The organism is Catonella massiliensis (assembly GCF_016651435.1).
In the GTDB taxonomy this organism is placed as follows: domain Bacteria; phylum Bacillota; class Clostridia; order Lachnospirales; family Lachnospiraceae; genus Catonella; species Catonella massiliensis.
This window is the reverse complement of sequence record NZ_JAEPRJ010000001.1, coordinates 2,633,192-2,657,711: the sequence shown is the minus strand read 5'-3', so window position 1 is coordinate 2,657,711 and position 24,520 is coordinate 2,633,192. Positions and strand designations below refer to the sequence as shown.

General features: G+C 38.1%; 18 protein-coding genes. All 18 read left to right on the top strand.

Annotation, left to right across the window (positions count from 1 at the left end; all coding sequences use genetic code 11):
• Window positions 1–2 precede the first annotated feature (2 nt).
• The 18 genes from mfd to JJN12_RS11685 all read left to right on the top strand — a co-directional run bounded on the left by mfd (window position 3) and on the right by JJN12_RS11685 (window position 24,348).
• Window positions 3–3,554, top strand: coding sequence for a transcription-repair coupling factor (gene mfd / locus JJN12_RS11770; RefSeq protein WP_208429869.1), 3,552 nt, complete (start codon window positions 3–5; stop codon window positions 3,552–3,554).
• Window positions 3,554–4,246, top strand: a complete 693-nt coding sequence (locus JJN12_RS11765; protein ID WP_208429868.1) for a hypothetical protein — start codon at window positions 3,554–3,556, stop codon at window positions 4,244–4,246. Before mfd ends, JJN12_RS11765 begins: the two co-directional genes overlap by 1 nt.
• A 160-nt stretch (window positions 4,247–4,406) precedes the next feature.
• Window positions 4,407–4,694, top strand: a complete 288-nt coding sequence (locus JJN12_RS11760) for an HU family DNA-binding protein (protein WP_208429867.1) — start codon at window positions 4,407–4,409, stop codon at window positions 4,692–4,694.
• A 158-nt stretch (window positions 4,695–4,852) separates the two neighbouring features.
• Window positions 4,853–5,095 carry an RNA-binding S4 domain-containing protein gene (locus JJN12_RS11755; protein WP_208429866.1) on the top strand — a complete coding sequence of 81 codons (243 nt, stop codon included), beginning with the start codon at window positions 4,853–4,855 and terminating at the stop codon, window positions 5,093–5,095.
• 194 nt (window positions 5,096–5,289) lie between these two features.
• On the top strand, window positions 5,290–5,709 hold the full coding sequence (gene rpsL / locus JJN12_RS11750; RefSeq protein ID WP_208429865.1) for a 30S ribosomal protein S12: 420 nt from the start codon (window positions 5,290–5,292) through the stop codon (window positions 5,707–5,709).
• Between the two features lie 310 nt (window positions 5,710–6,019).
• Window positions 6,020–6,490, top strand: coding sequence for a 30S ribosomal protein S7 (gene rpsG, locus JJN12_RS11745; RefSeq protein ID WP_208429864.1), 471 nt, complete (start codon window positions 6,020–6,022; stop codon window positions 6,488–6,490).
• 15 nt (window positions 6,491–6,505) lie between these two features.
• On the top strand, window positions 6,506–8,638 hold the full coding sequence (gene fusA, locus JJN12_RS11740; RefSeq protein WP_208429863.1) for an elongation factor G: 2,133 nt from the start codon (window positions 6,506–6,508) through the stop codon (window positions 8,636–8,638).
• Window positions 8,639–8,798: 160 nt separating this feature from the next.
• Complete coding sequence (gene tuf / locus JJN12_RS11735; RefSeq protein WP_208429862.1) at window positions 8,799–9,986, top strand: elongation factor Tu; 1,188 nt, start codon at window positions 8,799–8,801, stop codon at window positions 9,984–9,986.
• A 295-nt stretch (window positions 9,987–10,281) separates the two neighbouring features.
• Entirely contained in the window at window positions 10,282–11,433 is a 1,152-nt protein-coding gene (ltrA, locus tag JJN12_RS11730; protein WP_208429861.1) for a group II intron reverse transcriptase/maturase, read from the top strand.
• Between the two features lie 248 nt (window positions 11,434–11,681).
• Window positions 11,682–12,494: a TIGR02452 family protein gene (locus JJN12_RS11725; RefSeq protein ID WP_236013779.1), complete on the top strand. Its 813-nt coding sequence runs from the start codon at window positions 11,682–11,684 to the stop codon at window positions 12,492–12,494.
• A gap of 147 nt (window positions 12,495–12,641) precedes the next feature.
• Complete coding sequence (locus JJN12_RS11720) at window positions 12,642–13,127, top strand: hypothetical protein (protein WP_208429860.1); 486 nt, start codon at window positions 12,642–12,644, stop codon at window positions 13,125–13,127.
• Window positions 13,128–13,186: 59 nt separating this feature from the next.
• Window positions 13,187–14,185, top strand: coding sequence for a helix-turn-helix transcriptional regulator (locus JJN12_RS11715; protein ID WP_208429859.1), 999 nt, complete (start codon window positions 13,187–13,189; stop codon window positions 14,183–14,185).
• A gap of 136 nt (window positions 14,186–14,321) precedes the next feature.
• Entirely contained in the window at window positions 14,322–15,173 is an 852-nt protein-coding gene (locus tag JJN12_RS11710) for an Nmad3 family putative nucleotide modification protein (RefSeq protein ID WP_208429858.1), read from the top strand.
• A gap of 115 nt (window positions 15,174–15,288) precedes the next feature.
• Window positions 15,289–18,054, top strand: a complete 2,766-nt coding sequence (locus tag JJN12_RS11705; RefSeq protein ID WP_208429857.1) for an exonuclease domain-containing protein — start codon at window positions 15,289–15,291, stop codon at window positions 18,052–18,054.
• Window positions 18,055–18,917: 863 nt separating this feature from the next.
• Entirely contained in the window at window positions 18,918–19,589 is a 672-nt protein-coding gene (locus JJN12_RS11700) for an exodeoxyribonuclease X C-terminal domain-containing protein (RefSeq protein WP_208429856.1), read from the top strand.
• 487 nt (window positions 19,590–20,076) lie between these two features.
• Window positions 20,077–22,212 (top strand): Dam family site-specific DNA-(adenine-N6)-methyltransferase, encoded by a 2,136-nt coding sequence (locus JJN12_RS11695; protein ID WP_208429855.1) that lies wholly within the window; start codon window positions 20,077–20,079, stop codon window positions 22,210–22,212.
• A gap of 16 nt (window positions 22,213–22,228) precedes the next feature.
• Window positions 22,229–22,825, top strand: coding sequence for an AlwI family type II restriction endonuclease (locus JJN12_RS11690; RefSeq protein WP_208429854.1), 597 nt, complete (start codon window positions 22,229–22,231; stop codon window positions 22,823–22,825).
• 95 nt (window positions 22,826–22,920) lie between these two features.
• Window positions 22,921–24,348 carry an IS110 family RNA-guided transposase gene (locus tag JJN12_RS11685; protein ID WP_208428713.1) on the top strand — a complete coding sequence of 476 codons (1,428 nt, stop codon included), beginning with the start codon at window positions 22,921–22,923 and terminating at the stop codon, window positions 24,346–24,348.
• Window positions 24,349–24,520: the final 172 nt, after the last annotated feature.

Genomic DNA, 24,520 nt, shown 5'->3' with positions numbered 1-24,520 from the left:
AGATGAATCTACTTACAAAACCACTTTTGGAACTTTCTGAGATAGATAAGGCGCTAAACTGCGTCAATAAAAATGAACTGCCTGTACTTATCACAGGCTGTATGGATGCTCAAAAGTGTAATATCATAGAGGCGTTGTCGGAGGCCTCAGGCAAAAAGCATAAGGTCATAATAACCTATGACGAAATACGAGCCAGGGAGATTCTGGCAGATATGAAGCTTTATGATAAAAAAGCTTTGATATATCCTGCGAAGGATATTATGTTTTTTGCGGCAGATGTGCATGGCAATGCCATAGTGAGTGGCAGGCTAGAGGTAATGAAGAGGCTGGTTGAGGAGAAACCCTCAACGGTGATATTAAGTTTAGAGGCGGGGCTCGACAGGGTGCTGCCACTTTCCTATGTCAAAGAGAAGATAGTTAAGCTGTCGGTGGGTGAGTCCTATGATATCACTGAACTAGGGAGAAAGCTTGCAGTACTAGGATATGAGAAGACCTCTCAGGTATCAGGAAAGGGGCAGTTTGCGGTGAGGGGAGATATATTTGATATTTTTCCTTTAACCGAGGAAACACCTATGAGACTCGAGTTCTGGGGAGATGAAATCGACTCTATCAGGGCATTCGACGTAGAAAGTCAGCGCTCCATAGAAAATGTGAAGGAGTTACTCATCTACCCTGCGGCTGAGATAATTATAGATGAAGAGAGAAAGAATGAAGGACTTAAAAGGCTGAATGAGGAAAAGGAAGAGGTGTATAAGAGGCTTAGGGCTGAGATGAAGACGGAGGAAGCCGCCAGGATACACAGCACTATAGAGGAGTTTAAGGATAACCTTGAAATATACGGCGGTTCCTTCGGTATAGACAGCTATATCAACTATTTCTTTGAAGAAACTGTTACTTTTTTTGATTACTTTAATGAGGAAGACATCTTCTTCATAGATGAGCCGATAAGGATAGAGGAAAAGGGTAAGGCCGTTTCCTTTGAATGGCGTGAAAGTATGGGAAGCAGGCTTGAAAAGGGCTACATTCTCTCAAAGCAGGCGGATACAATCTGGGATTATAAGACTGTACTTGCAAAGCTTGCAGGAAAAAATACAGTGCTTTTGAGCCTGCTAGAGACGAGAACGGGTGATATAGAGGCAAAAAAAAGATTTGATGTGCTTTCTAGGAATGTCAATCCTTATAACAACAGCTTTGAAACCCTTATCAAAGATTTAACAAAGTACAAAAAAGAGGGCTACAGGGTAGTGGTTGTAAGCTCTTCAAAGTCGAGGGCAGAAAGGCTTGCTGAGGACTTTAGGGAGAGGGAGCTTATGGCAAACTACCTCGAAAAGGGAGAAAGAATACCTATAATCGGGGAAGTTGTTACCATACAGGGTAATCTTAGGAGGGGCTTTGAATATCCTTCGATTAAGTTTGCCATTATCTCTGAAAGTGATATATTTGGTGCAGAAAAGAAGAAGACAAACAGGAAGAAAAAGAAGATAGACGGTGCGTCCATAGCGAATTTCTCAGAGCTTCACGAGGGAGACTATGTCATTCATGAAAACCACGGAATCGGCGTATATAGAGGTATAGAGAAGTTTACTGTGGAGGGAGTAACCAAGGATTATGTAAAGGTTGATTATAGCGGTGATGTAAGTATCTTCGTGCCTACCACCAATCTTGACATACTTCAGAAGTATTCAAGTGCGAGTGGAGCCAAGCCAAAGATAGACAGAGTGGGAGGACAGGCGTGGAAGAAGACCAAGTCCAAGGTAAGGGAGTCCATTAGTGAGATAGCAAGGGATTTGGTGGAGCTTTACGCAAAGAGGCAGCAGGAGCAGGGCTTTAAGTACAGTGGGGATACGGTGTGGCAGCAGGAATTTGAAGAAATGTTCCCTTATGATGAGACGAATGACCAGCTAAATGCCATTAAGGATGTCAAGGCTGACATGGAAAGCATAAGGATAATGGACAGGCTGGTTTGCGGTGATGTGGGCTTTGGCAAGACAGAAGTGGCGATAAGGGCTGCATTCAAGGCTGTATCTGAGGGAAAGCAGGTGGTCATGCTTGTGCCGACTACCATACTTGCAGGCCAGCATTTTGCAACATTTTCAAAAAGAATGCAGAACTTCCCCATAACAGTGGAATTTTTATCCAGATTTAAGTCTGCGGCTGAGACGAAGAAGATAAAGGAGAAGCTAAAGGCAGGCCTCATAGACATCATTATCGGTACTCATAAGGTGCTCTCTGCTGAGATTAAGTATAAGGACTTAGGTCTCCTCATAATAGATGAGGAGCAGAGGTTTGGAGTAAGCCATAAAGAGAAGATAAAGAAGCTAAGGGAAAATGTGGATGTACTCACTCTTTCTGCAACGCCTATACCTAGAACACTCCATATGAGCCTTGTGGGAATCAGGGACATGTCGGTGCTTGAAGAGCCTCCTGTGGACAGAATCCCTATTCAGACCTATGTGCTTGAACACGATGATGAGATAATCAGAGAGGCGATAAACAGGGAGATAGGGCGTAACGGCCAGATTTACTATGTGTACAACAGGGTAAACGGTATAGAAGATGTGGCGGGCAAGATAGCTGAAATGGTGCCTCACGCAAGAGTTTCATACGCACATGGGCAGATGAATGAGAGAGAGCTTGAAAGGATAATGTTTGAGTTCATTAACGGCGAAATAGACGTCCTTGTGTCTACGACTATCATAGAGACGGGACTTGATATATCCAATGTTAATACCATCATCATAGACGATGCCGATAAGATGGGGCTTTCACAGCTTTACCAGCTAAGAGGAAGAGTGGGCAGAAGCTCGAGGACATCTTATGCCTTTCTTATGTACAAGCGCGACCGTATGCTTAAGGAGATTGCAGAAAAGAGGCTTGCCGCAATCAAGGAGTTTACAGATCTTGGCTCCGGGTTTAAGATAGCTATGAAGGACCTTGAGATAAGGGGAGCGGGAAATCTACTCGGAAAGAGCCAGTCGGGACACATGGAAGCTGTTGGCTATGACCTTTACTGCAAGATGCTTAACGAGGAAGTAAAGAGACTTAAGGGAGAGGCGGTATCTGCGGATGAATATGAGACTTTGGTAGATATTGAGGTATCAGCCTATATTCCTGCAGAATACATCAGAAATGAAGTGTCGAGGCTTGAAATGTACAAGAGGATTGCGGCTATATATTCTGATGAAGAGCTGCTTGAGCTTAAGGATGAGCTTATAGACCGCTACGGCGAGATGCCTGATGCTCTTGACAACCTTATAAACATCTCCTATATAAGGCAGCTTGCCCACGAGGCAGGGGCAACGAAGGTTGCGGGTAGGGATGAAAAGGCCAAGATAGACATTTATACGGACATTAAGTTTGATGTAAATAAGCTGGGCTCTCTAATGGCTGAGAGTGAGGGCAGACTAAAGCTAAAGAGCGGTAAGGACACCAGCTTTGAATACAGGTTTGGAGACGGAGTACATAAGACAAAGGCGGAGGATAAGATTAAGGCTCTTATGGGGCTTGTAAAGGAGCTTTCGCTTTGCAGGCTGAAAGAGGAAAAGGAGGGATAATGAGAAGGAATCTGCCGGTTAAGCTAGGCACATTTGCATTGATGTTCTTAGGAATGCTTTCTGCTGTATTTTACTACCGAAATCAAGAGATACCTGGTGTAGGGGAAAAAACTGATGAGGTTATATCCCAGGCTCAGATTTTTGCTCCTGCACGGACTGTAAGCGCAGAGATACCCATAATCAAAATAGGCAATGAAACGGTGTATTATCCTGAGTTCGAATTCTATCTTCTTGCTACAAAGAAGGACTATGAGGCCCTGCTTGGTGATAAGGTCTGGGATATAGTCCAAAATGGCAGAAGCGTCGAGGATGAGCTAAAGTCAGACATTATAGAGGAGATTGCCAGACTGAAGGTAATAGTCAATCAGGCTAAAAGCGAAGGATATAGCCTGACAACTGAGGAAGAAGAAGAGATAAAAAGGGCTGCAAAAGAGCAGCTAAAGGGCATAGATCCCATGCTTAAGGCCAAGTATTATCTGGATGAGGAGCTGATAACAGGGATTTATCTGGAAAATTATATGGCTACAAAGTTTTTTGACGGATTTTCAAGTGAAGCAGGCGTAAAAGGGGATGTAGCCAAAAAATTATTTAAGGATGCTTATAACTCTTGGGAAAACGCTTATACAGCAGAGATTTACTGGGAAAACATTGATAGAATCGACATTAGCGGGCTTGACATCGATGGAGAATAAGGAAGAAAATCCGGGGAAATATTCCCGATGTGCCTAAAAATCAACTATTTTCCTTGAAAATGACTTGACAAATCCGAATAATAAGTTTATAAGTATCTTGTAGACTTATTTTGTGAGCGGGGTTATGCTCGCACTAGAAAATTATAGGAGGATTTATTCCATGAATAAGGCAGAACTTGTATCAGCTATCGCTGAAAAAACTGAGTTGAAGAAAGTTGAGGCAGAGAAGGCTGTTAAGGCTTTTGTGGAGGTTGTTACTGAGGAACTCAAGAAGGGTGGAAAAGTTCAGTTAGTAGGATTTGGTACATTTGAAGTATCAAAGAGAGCTGCAAGAGAAGGAAGAAACCCACAGACAAAGAAGACTATTAAGATACCTGCATCAAACGCAGCAAAGTTTAAGGCTGGTAAGGCTCTTAAAGATGCTATTAACACAAAGTCAAAGAAGTAATTAACTCATAAGAGGTGAGGGGCTGTCTGCAAAGGATGGCTCCTCTTTTTTTAGTATTAACCTTTCGTAGGATGTGAGGATTGTGTAAAAGAAGCCTGCCCCCGGGCAATGTACAAAAGAGCGGCTGAGGTGAGCGCAGGTACTGAATGAGGAGAAGTATGAGATTAGACAAGTATATAAAAGTATCAAGGCTTATTAAAAGAAGAACAGTGGCTAAGTCTGCCTGTGACGCCGGAAGAGTCTATGTCAATGACAAGCAGGCAAAGGCCGGAACCGAGATTAAGATAGGCGATATCATAACCATAGGTTTTGGCGACAAACAGCTTAAGGTCAGGGTTACAGAGATAGCCGAGACAGTAAAGAAGGACGATGCTAAGGAAATGTATGAGTTTGTGGAGTAATGAAGTGTCGTAAAGGCTATTTTCTATAGATAATTTATATTGAGAACTACAAGGCGGAAATACGGCATAAAATTTTGTTTGACAGAGTCTAAAAAATGTAATATAATTGCAATTACGCATGCTTAACATGCGTAGATTTTGTGTGCAGATATGTACACGGTACTAAAAAATAAGAAAATAGGAGGTGAAAATTAATGCCAACTTTTAATCAGCTCGTAAGAAAGGGTAGACAGACAGCTACTAAGAAGTCTAACTCTCCTGCTTTGCAGAAGTCAGTTAACTCCTTAAGAAAGACTACTGTTGAACAGTCTTCTCCACAGAAGAGAGGCGTGTGTACAGCAGTTAGAACAGCTACACCTAAGAAGCCTAACTCAGCGCTTAGAAAGATTGCCAGAGTACGTCTTTCTAACGGTATCGAGGTTACAAGCTATATCCCAGGTGAAGGACACAACCTTCAGGAGCATAGTGTTGTTCTTATCCGTGGAGGAAGAGTAAAGGACCTTCCAGGTACAAGATATCATATTGTTCGTGGTACCCTTGATACAGCAGGTGTTGCTAAGAGACGTCAGGCTCGTAGTAAATACGGTGCTAAGAGACCAAAGGAAGCTAAATAATTAGCAAACAATCGAACAAGGATTTTAGGATTAAAAGTGCGGGATTAATTTTTACATAAGAGATAAAATCCGGCACTCGAATCAAACCGATCGAAAACACCGCATAAGTTTACTTATGCACGGTGGTTTAGGAGGTTTGATTAAGGGTGGGAGCTTAGCTCCCACCCAAACGAGCAAGATGCGAAGCATCTGCGAGTTGGAGTGCAGGAATATTAAGAAACAAAGTAAGATTTACCCCAGCACGGACACTAATAATGATAGTGAGTACCTAAGAATCTGTAATCAGAATTCTATGTAGGAGGGAAGAAACGTGCCACGTAAAGGACATATAGTAAAAAGAGACGTGCTCGCAGATCCAATTTACGACAGCAAGCTTGTTACTAAATTAGTTAACAACATCATGCTTGACGGTAAAAAGGGCGTAGCACAGAAGATCGTATATGGCGCTTTTGCTCGTGTTGAAGAGAAGAGCGGCAAAAAAGCAGTAGATGCTTTTGAAGAGGCTATGAATAACATCATGCCTGTACTTGAAGTAAAGGCTCGCCGTATCGGCGGTGCTACCTATCAGGTGCCTGTTGAGGTTAGACCTGAAAGAAGACAGGCGTTAGCACTTAGATGGCTTACCACATTTTCTCGCGCAAGAAGTGAGAAGACACAGGAAGAAAGACTTGCTAACGAAATACTGGATGCTATCAATAACACCGGAGCGGCAGTTAAGAGGAAAGAGGATATGCATAAGATGGCTGATGCTAACAAGGCATTCGCTCATTATCGCTGGTAATTGGAGGAAAAATCGTTGGCTAAGAGAGAATATCCACTTGAAAGAACCAGAAATATCGGTATTATGGCTCATATCGATGCAGGTAAGACTACTCTTACAGAGCGTATCTTATTCTACACTGGTGTAAACTATAAGATTGGTGATACCCACGAAGGTACTGCTACCATGGACTGGATGGCTCAGGAGCAGGAAAGAGGTATAACCATCACATCCGCAGCGACAACCTGCCATTGGACTCTTGAAAAAGAGGGTAAGCCAATGCCGGGCGCATTAGCACATCGTATCAACATCATTGATACACCTGGACACGTTGACTTCACAGTTGAGGTTGAGCGTTCACTCCGTGTACTTGATGGTGCTGTAGGTGTATTCTGTGCTAAGGGCGGTGTTGAGCCTCAGTCTGAAAACGTATGGAGACAGGCTGATCAGTATAACGTACCTCGTATGGCTTATGTAAATAAGATGGACATACTTGGTGCTAACTTCTACGGAGCAGTAGATCAGATTAAGACAAAGCTCGGCAAGAACCCAGTGCTTCTTCAGCTTCCAATCGGAAAAGAAGATACATTTGTAGGTATTGTTGACTTGTTTGAGATGAAGGCTTACATCTTCGAAGGAGATAAGGGAGAGAATATCAAGGTTACTGATATCCCTGATGATTTAAAAGATGATGCGGCAATCTATCATGACGAACTCGTTGAAAAGTGCTGTGAGCTTGATGACGAGCTTATGATGGAGTACCTTGACGGCAATATTCCTGAAGTTCCAGCTCTTAAGGCTGCTCTTCGTAAGGGAACAATTGAGTGTAAGGCTATTCCTGTTTGCTGCGGTACAGCATATAGAAATAAAGGTATTCAGAAGCTTCTTGATGCAGTTATCGAGTTCATGCCTGCACCTACAGATATCCCTGATATCACAGGTGTTGATCCTGATGGTAATGAGGTGGTTAGACACTCATCTGATGAGGAGCCATTCTCAGCACTTGCATTCAAGATTATGACTGACCCATTCGTAGGAAAGCTTGCTTTCTTCAGAGTTTACTCAGGTATCCTTAAGTCAGGCTCTTATGTGCTTAATGCTACAAAGGGCAAGAAGGAAAGAGTGGGCCGTATCCTCCAGATGCACGCTAACAAGCGTACTGAGATTGAGGAGGTATTCTCAGGAGATATAGCTGCTGCTGTAGGTCTTAAGATTACAGCAACAGGTGATACCATCTGTGATGAGCAGCATCCTGTTATCCTTGAGTCAATGGAATTCCCAGAGCCTGTTATCGAGCTCGCTATCGAGCCTAAGACAAAGGCAGGACAGGGTAAGCTTGGTGAGGCTCTTGCTAAGCTTGCTGAAGAGGACCCTACATTCAAGGCACATACCGATACAGAGACAGGACAGACAATTATCGCAGGTATGGGTGAGCTTCACCTTGAGATTATTGTTGACCGTCTCCTTCGTGAGTTCAATGTAGAAGCTAACGTTGGCGCACCTCAGGTTGCATACAGAGAAGCTCTTACAAAGCCTTGCGAAGTTGAAGCTAAGTACATCAGACAGTCCGGTGGACGTGGTCAGTATGGTCACTGTAAGGTTAAGTTTGCACCACTTGATGTTAACTCAGAAGAGACATTTAAGTGCGAGTCTACCGTTGTCGGCGGTGCTATTCCTAAGGAATACATCCAGCCTATTTTTGATGGTATCGAAGAGGCTACAAGAGCAGGTATCCTTGGCGGATTCCCTGTTATCGGTGTACACGCAAACGTATACGATGGTTCTTACCACGAAGTTGACTCCTCAGAAATGGCATTCCATGTAGCAGGATCTATGGCTATGAAGGACGCTATGAATAAGGGTGGTTCAGTTCTGGTTGAGCCTATCATGAAGGTTGAAGTAACAATGCCTGAAGAGTACATGGGTGATGTAATTGGTGATATCAATTCACGCCGTGGACGTATTGAGGGTATGGAAGACATCGGTGGTGGTAAGATGGTTAAAGGCTTTGTACCACTTGCAGAGATGTTCGGATATGCGACAGACCTTCGTTCAAGAACTCAGGGACGTGGTAACTACTCAATGTTCTTTGATCATTACGAGCAGGTACCAAAGAATGTTCAGGAAAAAGTTCTTTCAGCAAGAAGCCAGGAAAGGGCTGGCAAGTAATTATAATAATTATGCTTGCAAATAGACAGTTTTTAGAATATAATAGGACTTAATATGGTTGGCTTTAGTACATTTTAACAAAGTTGTAAAGTCAACCTGATAATTAGAAAAGTGATGAAGTAATCACAATATTTTCCATAATTAAGGAGGAAGATTCAAAATGGCAAAGGCTAAATTTGAGAGAAGTAAAGTACATTGTAATATTGGTACCATTGGTCACGTAGATCATGGTAAAACAACACTTACAGCTGCTATAACAAAGGTTCTTTCTGAGAGAGTACAGGGAAACAATGCTGTAGATTTCGCAAACATTGATAAGGCTCCGGAAGAGAGAGAAAGAGGTATTACTATCTCTACAGCTCACGTAGAGTACTCAACAGAGAAGAGACACTATGCACACGTTGACTGCCCTGGACATGCTGACTACGTTAAGAACATGATCACAGGTGCTGCTCAGATGGACGGTGCTATCCTCGTTGTTGCTGCTACAGACGGTGTTATGGCTCAGACAAGAGAGCACATCCTTCTTAGCCGTCAGGTAGGTGTTCCTTACATCGTAGTATTCCTTAACAAGTGTGATATGGTTGATGATGAGGAGCTTATCGATCTCGTAGAGATGGAAGTTACAGAGCAGCTTGAAGAGTATGGCTTCAAGGGATGCCCAATCGTTAGAGGTTCAGCTCTTAAGGCTCTTGAGGATCCACACGGTCCTTGGGGAGATAAGATTATGGAGCTTATGGATACTGTAGATTCTTATATCCCAGATCCAGAGCGTGATGTAGATAAGCCATTCCTTATGCCTGTAGAGGATGTATTTACAATTACAGGTCGTGGTACCGTTGCTACAGGTAGAGTAGAGCGTGGTACACTTAAACTTAACGACGAGCTTGAGATCGTTGGTGGACGTGAGGAGAATAGAAAGACAACAGTTACAGGTATCGAGATGTTCCGTAAGCTTCTTGATACAGCTGAGGCTGGTGATAATATCGGTGCTCTTCTCCGTGGTGTTAACCGTGATGAGATTGAAAGAGGACAGGTTCTTTGTAAACCAGGCAGTGTAACTTGCCACAAGAAGTTTACAGCTCAGGTATACGTTCTTTCAAAGGAAGAGGGTGGACGTCATACTCCATTCTTCAACAACTATCGTCCACAGTTCTACTTCAGAACAACTGACGTTACAGGTGTAGTTACACTTAATGGCGATGCAGAGATGTGTATGCCTGGTGATAACGCAGAGATTACTGTTGAGCTTATTCATCCAGTTGCAATGGAAGCTGGTCTTGGTTTCGCTATCCGTGAGGGTGGTAGAACAGTTGGATCAGGTAAGGTTGCTACTATCATCGAGTAATTGTAACTGATTGATTATCAATTAAGTAAATTTGAGCCCTCCAGGGTATAACCTTGGGGGGCTTTTTTAAGGGTGTGCCTTGCGGCGCACGTTTCTAAAGGGTGAAAGTCCCTAATCCGCCCTAGTAGTGGGAAGGATGCGCCGAAGACAAGGGTGTCCATCGTGAGGTGGAATCTGAAGGAAGTCGGATGGCAAATCTCCGGTCTGACGAATAGAAATCACATCAGGCTATGGCTAAGGATAAGGTTGCATAGCAAACTGAAGTCCAATAACTACTCGGAATTAGCTATGGTAAATGTGGCAGATAGGTGGGGAGAAAGAAACGTGTGGTACCGAGGGAGGTCTTGCCAGTGGTGGAAACAGAGTAAGAAGCCATAGTAACAACGAATGGCAAGAAGTCAGCAAAAGTCATAGTACCATTACGGTTGTTGACAGAGTTTTTCAGCAGGCAATAGCACAGGTGCTAACTCCTATTTACGAGAAACAGTTTTCAGAAGACAGCTACGGATTTCGTCCAAACAGAAGGGCACACGATGCACTAAAGAGGTGTCAGACAAACGTAAATGATGGATATGTATATGTGGTAGATATGGATTTAGAGAAGTTCTTTGACACAGTATGCCAAAGTAAGCTTATTGAAGTACTATCACGAACCATCAGAGACGGAAGGGTTATATCTCTTATTCACAAGTATCTCAATGCAGGAGTGATAAGCAGAGGAGTATTTGAAAGAACCGAGGTAGGAGTACCGCAAGGTGGTCCACTTAGCCTGTTGCTTAGCAACATAATGCTAAATGAGCTAGATAAGGAATTGGTGCGAAGAGGACACAGATACGTCAGATATGCAGATGACTGTATGATATTTTGTAGAAGCAGAAAGAGTGCAGAGAGAACCTTACGCAATATCACGCCATATATAGAAGGTAAACTGTTTCTTAAAGTAAACAAGGAGAAAACCTGCGTGGAGCATATAAGCAAGGTCAAATACCTAGGGTACAGCTTTTATAGGTACAAGGGGGAATGCAGACTGAGGATACACCCAAAGTCAGTAGCTAAGATGAAAGACAGAATAAGGGAACTGACAAAAAGAAGTAACGGATGGAGTAATTCATACAGGGCAATGAAACTTACGCTTTATATACGTGGATTTGTCAATTACTTTGGGCTTGCAGATATAAAGAGTATCCTTCTTAGAACTGACGAATGGCTGAGACATAAAATAAGGACAATCTACTGGAAACAATGGAAGAAAGTAAAGACTAAATTCAAAGAACTAAAGAAGTTAGGTGTAGATGAAGAGAAAGCGTGGATATGCGCAAATATGCGAAATGGAAACTGGTATTGTGGTGGATACTTCGTATTACAGACTGCATTTAACAATAAGAAACTCCGTGAACTCGGCTATCCGACATTCACAGAGTACTACATGAAAATATGTGAAAACTAAAGAACCGCCGTGTACCGAACGGTACGCACGGTGGTGTGGGAGGTCGGTAGATAAAATAATTATCTACCTCCTACCCGATTGCGTCTTGTGTCAATCACATTTAAATTTTGCATATTTTGATGGAAGAAGAATTTGAGAAGAAAAAGATAAATCTTTTGCGTACAAAATAATGAACATATAACTATGATATACTCACATTGTGGAGAATCCCATAATTTATTCGTAATACACGAGAGGATGTGATAAAAATGAGAAGATTGGATTTAATTGCAATGGCAAAAGAAACAATTCAGTTTACAGAAGATTTTATTAAAGAGACTGGTTGTAATGAATGTGAAGATGTTGAAGTGTATTCACCTGAACATTTGCAGGATATTGAGAATAGTGTAGATGAGTTCTTTGAACACTCTTTCTGTGTAACAGAAGGTGCATCTTTTTTTGTTGTAAATGCAGATTCTTTTGAAGCAGCAAGTGGATTGGAAAGAACGCTTGTGATGAATTTTGCAAATGCCCATAGACCTGGAGGTGGATATTTGAATGGTGCAAGAGCCCAAGAGGAATCATTATGTAGATGCAGTACGCTATATAAGTCAATCTCAAGTGATAAAGCGCGCGAAATGTATGATTATAACAACATTCACAGGAAACCGTGCGATTCAGATTATATGTTGTTAAGTCCAAGTGTGTATGTATACAGAAGTTTTACTGGGGAGTTATTGGATTATCCGTTTTGGACTTCTGTAATTACTGTACCTGCACCGAATAAATGTGGATCGGCTTCAAGGATATCTCAAGAAGTTTTGGATAATGTAATGGTCAAAAGATTAAGAAAGATGTTGTTTCTGGCTGCCAGAAAGGGATATAGAAATCTTGTTTTGGGAGCATGGGGATGTGGAGCGTTTGGCAATGATACGAGAAGAGTAGCTACTTATTTTTATCAGTTGTTTTTCGGAGATGATGGATTGAGTCAATTCTTTGAAAATGTTGTGTTTGCCATCTTAGAGGATGAAAATAAAATTGAGGATTTCAAGGAGGTGTTTAAGGACAAAATCCTTGTCTGATATCCGAATGATTTTCTGATTGATACAGATGAAGATGAAGAGTCTGAGGGGTATTATACAAAAGAGTCTGAGGGGTATTATACGAGCAATTATGATTATACGGTTTGCAATAATACAGACGGAGTAACTGAGAAAAATCTTGTATTTGTGAAAGGAATTATTGCTGGTGGAGTACCATTTGAAGCAGAGCTATTTGAAAAAGATGAAAACTTGACAATGGCAGTGATAATCCCTACAATTTATAATTATGCATGTAAGGATAAAGAAAATGATGAATTATCTGATAAGAATACAAATATAATTGTTATGCATTATGAAGCAGAATCAGCTGATTATTCTGTACTTGATATTGGAATGGTTGACGATGCAATGGAAGAAAGTACAGATGTAGTTCGGAATTATGTGGATTTTTTGGCAAATAACGATATAGTAACATTTGCATTTAATTTACTTAATGGGGCAGTTCTATATCGCAGAGATGTATTGGGAAATGAGTTGGCTAAAGTTCTAATTACACTGCGTGAAGGCGAGGATCTTTGGGCATATACGAATTTGAACTTTACTGAATTTCCTAAGAAATACAAACGTTATGACAGGCAAAAATTTAAGGTTATTCAAAGAGAAGAAAAATAGGAGAGAAGCTTGATGAATATACAGCACACTTTATATACAGTCTTCGGAGAGGAATAGGTATGTACGCTACAGGAAATAAAAAAATGCTTAATATGTTGATTTTGGAAATCTTGAAAGAGTATTCGGATCAAGAGCATAGATTGACCCAGCAGGAGATTATAAGATTGCTGAAATCTAATTATGATATGGTTTGTGATCGTAGATCTGTAAAGAATAATGTAGTGTGTTTGAGAGAATTGGGCTATGAAATTTCCATGGAAGACGGATATTATCTTTTAGAGAGAGAGTTTGACGATGTAGAATTGCGTATGCTTATAGATAGTGTCTTATTTGCAAAATTTTTGACGCAAAAGCAGGCGAAGACATTGATTGAAAAACTTAAAAGCATCGGTAACAAATATTTTTCTGCAAAAGTAAATCATATTATTAATTTGCCAGAACTGCGCCATGGGTATAATAAGCAGCTTATGTATGTTCTAGATACAATAAATGAGGCTATTTCGCAGCATAAGAAAATCAGTTTTGTTTACAACCAATATGGTTCTGATTTTAAACTGCATCCTAAACGAGAGGAAAAATATATAGTTAATCCATATCAAATGGTAGCTAATAATGGATTTTACTACTTAATTGGAAATTATGATAAGTACGATGATATTTCCCATTACCGGCTAGATAAAATGACCTGCGTAGAAATGCTGACAGAAAAAGTAAAACAGCAGAATCAAGTGATGGGTCTGGAACAGGGGTTGAATCTTCCGAAACACATGGCAGAGCATATTTATATGTTTAGTGGAGGCAGTGTTACAATTAATATGCTTGTTGATGAAACGATTATAGGTGAACTTGTAGACTGGTTTGGAAATGATTTTTATGTTATTAAGAAAAGGCAAAACAACCAGGTCTTGGTTAGATTGAGGTGCAATGAGCAGGCTTTCTTTTATTGGACATTACAATACGGACCATATGTTGAAGTTCTAGAACCTGTTTCTTTGCGTCGTAAAATTGCAGAAGCAGTAAGTGAAATGAATGAAAAATATAATAGAAATGGGGAATGAAAATGTTTAATTTTGATTGGAAAAGTAATGAAATTACAGTAGTAAGTGATATTTTACACTGTTAATGGTTTAAAAACAGTAGATGTATAAAGGAAGAACAAATTAAGAGATTTTATTTTGATATGGAGAAGAATAAATGAAAGTAATACTTAGCAGAAAAGGTTTTGATAGTACAAATGGTGGAATACTAAGTCCGATTATAGACAATCGTATTATGCTTTCGTTACCTATACCGAGTAAAGACAAGAAGAAAGATAATATAAAGTATGAAGAATTGACTTGTGCTGAAGTAGGACTTGATAAGATATTACTTGATTTGGGATATGATTTAAACAAGCAACCGGATTGTTGTCATTTAGATCCTGATTTAGTTGCAAGCAGGAGAAAAAATCCGGTTAAGAATTGGTGTCCGGCATTTGGACAAATAAATCAAGCAGCAGGATACTTAAGAAATTGTTGCGTGAAAGAGGGAGATTTATTTCTTTTTTTTGGTAATTTCAGGCATGTAGTTAGAAATAAGGCTGGAGCCTATCAGTATGTTAGAAAAGGCAAGAATAATAAGGATGTTTATTTTGGTATGCCTATTCAGGCGATATGGGGTTATATGCAAGTGGGGAAAGTGGTTCATAAAGCAGAAGAAATAAGGAAATTTTATTGGCATCCGCATTCATGTGTCGAGAGAAATAGGGAATCAAATAATACAATTTACCTCGCAACAGAAAAGTTGACGTTTGCACCAGAAATGCCAGGGTGTGGTACCTTTGATTATGACCCAAAACGTGTTCTTACAATGGAGGGAAAAACTAAAGCTACTTGGAAATACGAAAATGCATATAATCACGATAATTTAGTAAAAACAAAGAGGAAGAATTCGGCAAAAAATGGTGGAGGCATTTATTATGCCGGAATTTGGCAAGAGATAGTTCTTGATGATAACTCAATAACCGAGAGCTGGGCAAAAAAAATTGTTTTGATATGTAAAAAATAATGTACATACATTTATGGTATGCTTACATCATAGCAATAGAGATGTATATATTGATGACCGTTCTGAAAAAACTTGGATAGAGTTGCTTCAGAGAACATATTAGTGAGGTGTTTTTATGGAACGAGTAGAATTACATTGTCATAGTAAATATAGTGAGATGGATGGTCTGGCTAGTCCATATGATATAGTCAAATTGGTACAGAAAGAAGGAATGCCGGCAGTTGCAATCACTGACACTGGGAACATACTGATGTTTCCGGAACTTGAATGGGCAACTTCATTTGATGATTGTAATGTTAAGCCTATTTTTGGAATGGAAGCTTATGTAGTAGATGACTATGAGAAAGCAGTATATAACTATAATGGGCAGGATATTTCTGTGTTTATTGCAGTAGATGTTGAAACAACAGGGTTTTCCGCAAAAAAGAATGATATAATTGAAATAGGTGCAGTAAAGGTGTGTAATGGAGAAGTGGTTGATAGATTTAGTATTTTAGTGAATCCGGGTAAAAATATATCAAAGTTTATCGAAAAAATTACAGGCATTTCAAATGAGATGGTTTCTGATGCTCCCGATATTAAGGTGGCATTAAGAGAATTCTGTAAGTTTGCGGGAGATAACATACTTGTGGCGTATAATGCTAACTTTGATATTAGATTTCTAAAAGTAGCTGCGAATAAAGCAGGAGTGGATTACTGTCCGACATATATTGATACATTAATGTTGTGCAGATATGTATATCCTGAATTTCAAATATATAAACTCGACAGTGTATGTGAGGAATTAGGTATTAATATCCAACATTGTCATCGGGCTGTAGATGATGCAACTGCCTGTGGAATGATATTTAGCAAGATCACTGAAAGATTGAAGATTAAAAATGTTGCTATTGAATATGTTAATGATAATATAGAGCATTGCTCAAAAACTTTTGAAAAATCTGCAATCTATCATTGTACAGTTTTGTTGAAAAACTCTAAAGGGAAAAAGATAATCTATAATATGATTTCGCAAGAGGAGAAAAGTAAGGCGACAAAAGGAAGAGTTATTTTTTCATTGCGTGAATTATGCAATAACAGGGGTAATTTACTATTGGGAAGTGGATGCAAAGCTGGGTTGCTATATAAAGCTATTATCAATGATAAAAGTGAAGAGGAGATAGAGGAAATAGCAAAACGCTTTGATTTTATTGAAGTCCAGCCACATATGAATAATAAGTTTCTGCTGGAACAAGAAATATATTCTTATATTCAGACTGAGCAGGATCTTATTGATATAAATCAACGACTGATTTCTTTAGGAGAACGGTTGGGTATTCCGGTTGTAGCAACATCAGACGCTCATTATTTGCACAAAGAAGATTTATTGAGCAGAAAGATACTAAGAGCATATCGTGGGTTTGATGAAGATGATGATACGGACTTGCATTTTAGAACAACAAAAGAGATGTTGGAAGAATTTTTCTATTTACCAGATGAAAAGGCAAGAAAAATTGTAATCACTAATACAAATAAAATAGCCAATATGTGTGAAGTGATAGATTTTCTACCGGAAGGAAAGCATTATCCATATAATGAGAACGATTCCATAGAAATAAGAAGGTTGTGTGAGAGCAAATTATGGAAATTATATAAGGATAATGTGCCTGAAGAAATAGAAGAACGATTGAATTGGGAACTCGAGGCGATACATAATACAAACACAGAATTTGCATTTATTTATTTGCATCGCTTAATAGAGAATCTTAATGTAAGACCATTTGAGATAAACACTCGAGGTTGTGCTGGAAATACCTTGGTGTGTTTTTTGCTTGGAATATCTGATATAAACCCTATTCAATATAATCTTTCTCCATATTTTGTGTTTGGTTTTAACAAGATAAAAGAAGCTGATATTGACCTAAATTTCTCGACAAATATGAGGAAAAAAGCTATTGCAATTTATAGAAATTGTGATGGAATCAGTTCAACTGTTTTAGCATCAACAGAAATTTGTGTATCTGAAGAGATGGCTTATGTAGCAGTAGAAGACTATCAGAAAAATAATAATGTTATTTTTTCAGAAGATAAAGTAAAAAAAATTGTAATTGATTTACAAAATGTATATGAGGATAAAAGGGTTAATCCAAGTGGAATTGTTCTTATACCCCAAGGTGACGAGGTGCAAGATTATACTCCTCTTGCTTTTACAAAAGATAAGCGGGCAATTACATATTTTAATTATTACTATAGGTTGGATAATTGCCTGTTTAAGCAGGACATATTATCTCATTTCTGCTTTGACATGTTAGAAAAGCTTGAAGAAATCACGGGAGATATGCCAGATGAACTGACTTATTGCGAACCAGAAATCATGGAACTGTTTTTTGACTTCAATGGTGTGATGGGTTGCGAGGAACTTCCAGACTTTATGGTTCAAGGCTTGATAGAAATTTTAAAGAAGGCAATGCCTAAGAACTTTGATGAACTGGTTAAAGTCTTTGCATTATGTTATGGAACAGATGTGTGGAGTGATAATGCGGAATTATTATTGGAACAAGGAAAGGCAGATTTGTCTGAAATTATTTCTAGTAGGGATGATATGTATGATTTTATGATAAATAAAGGTATAGATGAAGCGACAGCATATTTAATTACAGAGCAAGTTAGAAAAGGGGAATGGGCGTATGATCACAGCAACAGGTATTCGGAATATATAGGAATACTGCAAGATGCAGCAGTTCCTGAATGGTTTATATGGTCATGTTGCAAAATACGTTACTTATTTCCTCGTGCACAAGCAATATCGTATGTAAAGTCAAATTGGCGCTTGGGATGGTATAAAATACATTATTCAGAACAGTACACAAAGATAGTTGAAGATTTCATAAGCATAAGTTAATGGTATAAATGAGGAGTGTGTTCAGGCTCTCTTGGTAAGAGAGAAACCGAACTAATCTTGAATACATTCTCTACTAGAAGATTAAAATATGCAGTTTGCTACTGGCCCTATTCTGACTATAAAAATGTTCCAAAAACAAATTACAAACGCGAAAATAGCGATATAAGCTACAAAAACACCCTAAACCACCTCGATTCTACAACAGTAGAAGCATGAGTGTGGTAGAACAGCCCGTTCAGGTAAGGTTGCTACTATCGCACTATAATATCAGCTGATTGGCTATAAATACAGTATAATGAAGCCTCACAAGGGATAACCTTGGGGGGCTTTTTATAGAAATAGAATTATAAATTGTGTATCAAACCAAGGCTTTAGAATAGATTAAAACCAAACTTCTCATAGTCCTGCCTTACTGACATTTAGACCTAACAAAAGCAATCACTTCCTCATTTACTTCCATTATTCTCTCATCTTTTTCCATATCTTCAAGAGACATCCATGTAAAGCTATATTCACCAATTGTAAAAGTATCGTCCGGTATATTTTCAGTCAGGCAATCTGTTAGTAGTTTATTTAAAGTTAATATAGGTATAAATTGAAAGTTTTATGATTTCGTGATATCATTTATTAGTCAAATTGTGCAATGGGAGATATAAAGATGGCAACTAATTATGATAAGTTATTTTAATATTGATAGTGAGAAAAATAAAAGAATCTAAGCTTGCTAATGAAGCAGGATTGAGTGCTGATATAATTATAAAAATTCATAGAAATTAGTATGTTTTTCTTGAATGCATAGGTGCTATTTGCAGAATACTTAATTGTAAGCTTGGTGATATCATATATTTTTTTGGAGGATAACGATGCGAGAGATATTGAGTAAGAAATTAGGTAATGATGATGAAAGTGGCTTTAATTTTTCAAAGGAATTACTTGGAGACAATGTAACAGCAGCTGTAAATTTTGACAGGTTACAAAAGCATCCACAGCATGGTTATATTATTTTTGAATATCTACTATGTGAAGAGACACAGAATGTTACACCATATACTAGCCATCCTAGAAGATATTGGAACAAAAATAAGAATAAGTTTTTATCATTGTGGAGAGCAAAATTAGATTTTGAAGCAAAGCTTTACCTTGTAAATTATGCAAAAAAAGGTACCAGAGCTGATGGGGAGGTGCTTCTAATTGAAGTTTTTGACATGGATGAAAATGGAATTACGCAAGAATTACAGATAAAACACACAAGAGATTCATTTGCAAAATGGTTTGTTAAGCTAAACAATGAATGCTTGGATAATACGGATTCAATGATTTACGATATATACTCACATAAGTCTACCTCTGAAATTGCTGATTATGTAATTGACTTTGGGAAATATAATGGAGAGACTATAGCATCAATTTATCAGAAAGACCAAAAATATCTTAATTGGATAATTGAAAATAAAGCAAAGCATTATTCAATAGTCCAATGCTATATTGAAAAATTAAACAAGAATAGTTGCGGTAGCATTAAATATATAAAATAGAAGATATACAGGGTATAAATATAAACTATTAAATTCTGTTGAAGAAACTATAAATGTGTATTGTCACGATATAAAACTTTATTATAGCTATATTTGTAGAAATTGGAATTATTGCATACAATTTTATTGATAAAATACATGTGGAGACTAGGTTCTATTCTCTTAATGGCTTAAGGGTAAAGTGATTTTACAGAAACATCAATTTATGAATAATATAGTCACTATTTGATAAGTGTATTACTTTCATAGTAGTCATCCTTTATCCTACTAATAGAAAAAGGAATAGTATGACCGGAAGTAAAGTCCTAGTGAAAAACGAAAATTTAGATATGAGAAGATAAACTAGAAGTTACTTCTGTATTTTTTAGCATCCATTTTATAAGAAATTATTCAATATTTGGATTGAAAAACTGGTGAATAATGGTATAATAGAAAGAAAAGTGTCCAATAAATGATAAAATTTGTTGCATAAGATGGAGATGAAAACATGAATTATTCCGCAACGCAGTTAGCAAAAAAATTAGATATTTCTAGGTCATATTTATACTACCTAAAAGATAATGGTGTGATAGAAGTTGAAGTAAATAATAATGGAAGAACAGTTTGGAATGAGGAAGTTTACTGTAAGCTTAAGGAATATATAAAAAAGAATAGAACTGATAATTCTACTAAAGCAGAAGAGATAGTGAGAGAATATAAAATTACTAAAATAAACAATAGGAGATATTTAGGAAACAAATATAAACTGCTTCCATTTATTAAAAGGGTGGTTGAAAATGAGTGCAAAAACATCAACACAGTTGCAGATATCTTTGCAGGTACTGGGGCTGTAGCCTCTGCATTTACTGACAAGAAACTTATTACCAATGATATTATGTATAGTAATTATATATGTCATGTTGCCTGGTTTAGTAATGAAAAATATTCAGAAGATAGAATAATTAACCTCATTACTGGATATAATAATTTGCATGTGGCAGAAGATAATTACATGAGCAATAATTTTTCGAATACATATTTTTCGTTGGATGATTGCAGAAAAATAGGATATATTAGACAAGACATAGAGGATAAGTATAATGCTGATGAAATCAACGGTAGAGAAAGGGCATTACTTATAACATCATTACTGTATGCTATGGATAAGATAGCTAATACATGTGGACACTATGATGCATATAGACAAGGAATACGGTTTGAAAAGCATCTAGAATTATATGTACCTGAGCCTGAATCTGATCTAAACGAGAATAATGTTTGTTATAATATGGACACAAATAAGCTTGTACCGGAAATAGAAGCTGATTTAGTTTATATTGATCCTCCGTATAATTCAAGGCAGTACTGTGATGCATATCATTTACTGGAGAATGTAGCTAGATGGAATAAGCCAAAAGTATTTGGAGTTGCAAAAAAGATGGACAGAACTGACTTAAAAAGTGATTATTGTACTACGAAGGCAACTGCAAGCTTTGAAGATCTAATTAATTCCATACATGCAAAGTATATTTTGTTGTCTTACAATAATATGGCAAATAAAGGTAATGACCGTTCTAATGCCAAGATGAGCGATGACGACATTATGAGAATTTTGAGGAAGAAAGGTGAAGTGAAAATTTTTGCAGAGGATTACAAAGCATTCTCTACAGGAAAGTCGGATATAAAGACAAATCAAGAACGATTATTTTTGTGTATATGTAGCAATGAGGAGAAAGAAGTTATTCCATCAGCATTAAATTATACAGGTGGTAAATACAAATTACTTTCACAGATACTGCCGTTATTTCCTAAGGATATTGACAAAATGGTTGATTTATTCTGTGGTGGATGTAATGTTGGAATAAATGTTGAATGTAATAAAGTACTGTTTAATGACAACAATAAATACCTTGTTGGTTTATTAGATATATTTAGAAAGCTGCCTAAGACTGAAATAATCAAATGGGTATATAGTGCTATAGATAAGTATGGACTATCTCTTGTTAGTGAAAATGGATATGATTTTTATAATAGTGAAAGTTCGAAGGGGCTGGGGGATTATAATAAGCTAGGCTATAATAAGTTAAGAGAAGATTTTAACAAAAAATCAGAGAAAGATGATGAATATTACTTAATGTTATATTTATTAATTGTATACTCTTTTAATAATCAGTTGCGTTTTAATCGAAAAGAAGAATTTAACTTACCTGTAGGTAAGAGGGACTTTAATTCTAAAATGCAAGGAAAGTTAGAAGCATTTATTGATAGGATTAAAAGCAGTGATTACAGGTTTACTATAGATGACTTCAGAAATGTAAGCATAGAAGGATATACGGACAGAAGCTTTTTTTATGCTGATCCACCATATTTAATTACTTGTGCAACATATAATGAACAATCTGGGTGGACAGAGCAAGATGAAAGTGACTTGCTAAGATATCTGGAAGAGCTTGACAAGAAAGGAATTCGTTTTGCGTTATCTAATGTGCTTGAAAGCAAGGGGAAGAGAAATACTATATTATGTGAATGGATAAATAAAAATGAAAAATATAGGGTAATTCCATTAAATTATGATTATTCTAATTCAAATTATCATACAAAGAAAGATGGAGTAACAAAAGAAGTGCTGATTGTAAATTACTGATTAGAGGGGATGTTTTATGGATAAAGGGATTGGGTTTAAAAGTTACTGCTGGTCTATTGGCACGACAAGCTATCGTACAGATAATTTCAACTTGAGCATAGAAAAACAGTTGCAGTTATTAAAACAGTTTAGAGAACTGAAAGAAAATAAAAACAAGGAATGGAATGGTAATAATGAGTTTCAGGCAGAATACTACAATTTCTTAAAAGAAAATGGATTTTTAAAAGGTGAGGCAGCACGTCCAGATAAGGATGCAAGAGAAAAAACTTCAGGATTAAGAGATATAGGCCTTCTTGATGATGAACGAAATATAACGGAATCAGGGTTAGAATTGCTGAAAATTGCTTCATTGAATGACTTTTCTTCTGATAATTTTTTGGAGATTTCAAAAGACAGTTACCTGTATTTCAAGCAGATGTTAAAAACATCTAATTTTATTGAAGGTAAGGAGGTAAGACCGTTTGTTGTCTTTTTATATTTAATAAATGAATTAGAATATCTTACAAATGATGAATTTACATACCTATTGCCGCTATGTATAGATGAACATACAACAAAAGATATCATTAGTAGTATAAAAAGGCATAGAAAGCTTCCTGTATACTATAAATAGGTCAAGAGATTGACATAAAAAAATACCTCAAGTAAATTTAGATTATTACTGACCTGCCAGTTGGTAAAATCTAAAAAACACAAGAGGTATCTAAAATGAATATTAAAGGCACAAAGAAAAAAAATCAAGTAGTAACAGCAAATATTTTTGAACAGCAGGAGCTTTTGAAAAAATCGGAGGTGATTAAGGAAAATCTCGCAGCTTCAACCTGGCGTGAGTTGGAAACCAATGGTAAGTTCGATAAAAATAAAAAACTCTCTTTTATCAGCGATGACATGCTTATCTTGGGATGTGATGTAGGCAGCGAAACGCACTATATGAGAGCAATTGATACCAGAGGACGGGAACTCAGTAAGTCCGCACATTCTTTCAACAATAATCAAGAGGGCTTCCGGAGTGCAAAGGAATGGGCAGTGAGGATAGCCGCTGAACATGATAAGAGTCAGATAGTGCTTGGCTTAGAGCCGACCGGTCACTACTGGTTCTGCCTTGCTACATGGATGATTACAAATGGAATCAGTGTTGTTCAGGTAAACCCTTATGCTGTTAAGCAGACAAAGGAGGTTGAAGATAACAGCCAGCTCAAGGATGACAGGAAGGATCCAAAACTGATAGCAAATCTTGTCAAGGATGGCAACTTTGGTATGCCATATCTTCCAGAAAAAATCTATGCGGAGCTTCGTAGGTTATCCATGTTCAGAGACCAACTGAATGAAGACAGAATTCGAACAATCAACCGGATGCACAGGGAGATGAAGATATATTTCCCGGAGTATAAGGAAGCATTGGGAAAAGTCGATGGAGCATTTAGCCTTGAACTGCTGAAAGAGGCACCATTTCCGGATGAACTGACCGCACTTGGAGAAGAAGGGATAAGACAGATTTGGCATGCTGCTAAACTTAGAGGACGCGGGTACAGCAGAGCCAGAGAAATCTTACAGTACGCAAAAGCAAGTGTTGGGATTAAGGATGGATCTATTGCAAGCAAGGCAGCTGTAAAGTGGTTCGTGCAGAAAATCATGGAACTGGATGTTGAACTTGCTGTTATAGAGAACCAGATCAACCAGAAATGTCAGGAGATACCGCATACAGGTAACGTTCTGGAGATATCTGGGATTGGAGAAAATACACTTTCCGGTATTCTTGCAGAGATGGGAGATATTTCAAGATTTGATGATGTTAAGGAAATACAGAAATTAAGCGGATTAGGCCTTGTGGCATGCAGTTCAGGAAAGCATAAGGGAGAAACCAAAATCAGTCATAGAGGACGCAAACGACTCAGATATTGGTTATTCCAGGCAGCAAAGTCAGCAGTGGCCCATGCAGAGGAATTCAAAGAACTCCATATGTATTATACGACACGAGCCGATAATCCGTTGAAAAAGATGCAGTCATTGATTGTGATAGCCTGCAAGCTTCTGAGGATTATCTATACGATTCTGAATACTGGTACGAAATATGCTCCGAAGAAGATGTTGATGGACATCAGACGTCCGGAAAATAAGGAAGCTATTGTAGCGTAAAACAGTCGACAGCAAAATTTATTCCAGAGCCTTGCCGGGTGTCGGATTCTTCCGAGATCGGGCAGGGTTCTGGAAGGGAACCCGATAACGATGGAGCGCTACAGGTGCTGCATCATCACAATGACCAGCAAAACGAGTCAGGGTAAGCATCCACGGAATATCCGTACCCTGT

What these genes read in the sequence shown, in the direction of transcription:
- mfd (WP_208429869.1), top strand. Translation starts at nt 3, where the DNA reads ATGAATCTACTTACAAAACCACTTTTGGAACTTTCTGAGATAGATAAG.
- JJN12_RS11705 (WP_208429857.1), top strand. Translation starts at nt 15,289, where the DNA reads ATGGAACGAGTAGAATTACATTGTCATAGTAAATATAGTGAGATGGAT.
- JJN12_RS11695 (WP_208429855.1), top strand. Translation starts at nt 20,077, where the DNA reads ATGAATTATTCCGCAACGCAGTTAGCAAAAAAATTAGATATTTCTAGG.
- JJN12_RS11715 (WP_208429859.1), top strand. Translation starts at nt 13,187, where the DNA reads ATGTACGCTACAGGAAATAAAAAAATGCTTAATATGTTGATTTTGGAA.
- rpsL (WP_208429865.1), top strand. Translation starts at nt 5,290, where the DNA reads ATGCCAACTTTTAATCAGCTCGTAAGAAAGGGTAGACAGACAGCTACT.
- tuf (WP_208429862.1), top strand. Translation starts at nt 8,799, where the DNA reads ATGGCAAAGGCTAAATTTGAGAGAAGTAAAGTACATTGTAATATTGGT.
- JJN12_RS11755 (WP_208429866.1), top strand. Translation starts at nt 4,853, where the DNA reads ATGAGATTAGACAAGTATATAAAAGTATCAAGGCTTATTAAAAGAAGA.
- JJN12_RS11685 (WP_208428713.1), top strand. Translation starts at nt 22,921, where the DNA reads ATGAATATTAAAGGCACAAAGAAAAAAAATCAAGTAGTAACAGCAAAT.
- ltrA (WP_208429861.1), top strand. Translation starts at nt 10,282, where the DNA reads ATGTGGCAGATAGGTGGGGAGAAAGAAACGTGTGGTACCGAGGGAGGT.
- JJN12_RS11760 (WP_208429867.1), top strand. Translation starts at nt 4,407, where the DNA reads ATGAATAAGGCAGAACTTGTATCAGCTATCGCTGAAAAAACTGAGTTG.
- JJN12_RS11690 (WP_208429854.1), top strand. Translation starts at nt 22,229, where the DNA reads ATGGATAAAGGGATTGGGTTTAAAAGTTACTGCTGGTCTATTGGCACG.
- JJN12_RS11700 (WP_208429856.1), top strand. Translation starts at nt 18,918, where the DNA reads ATGCGAGAGATATTGAGTAAGAAATTAGGTAATGATGATGAAAGTGGC.
- JJN12_RS11725 (WP_236013779.1), top strand. Translation starts at nt 11,682, where the DNA reads ATGAGAAGATTGGATTTAATTGCAATGGCAAAAGAAACAATTCAGTTT.
- JJN12_RS11765 (WP_208429868.1), top strand. Translation starts at nt 3,554, where the DNA reads ATGAGAAGGAATCTGCCGGTTAAGCTAGGCACATTTGCATTGATGTTC.
- JJN12_RS11710 (WP_208429858.1), top strand. Translation starts at nt 14,322, where the DNA reads ATGAAAGTAATACTTAGCAGAAAAGGTTTTGATAGTACAAATGGTGGA.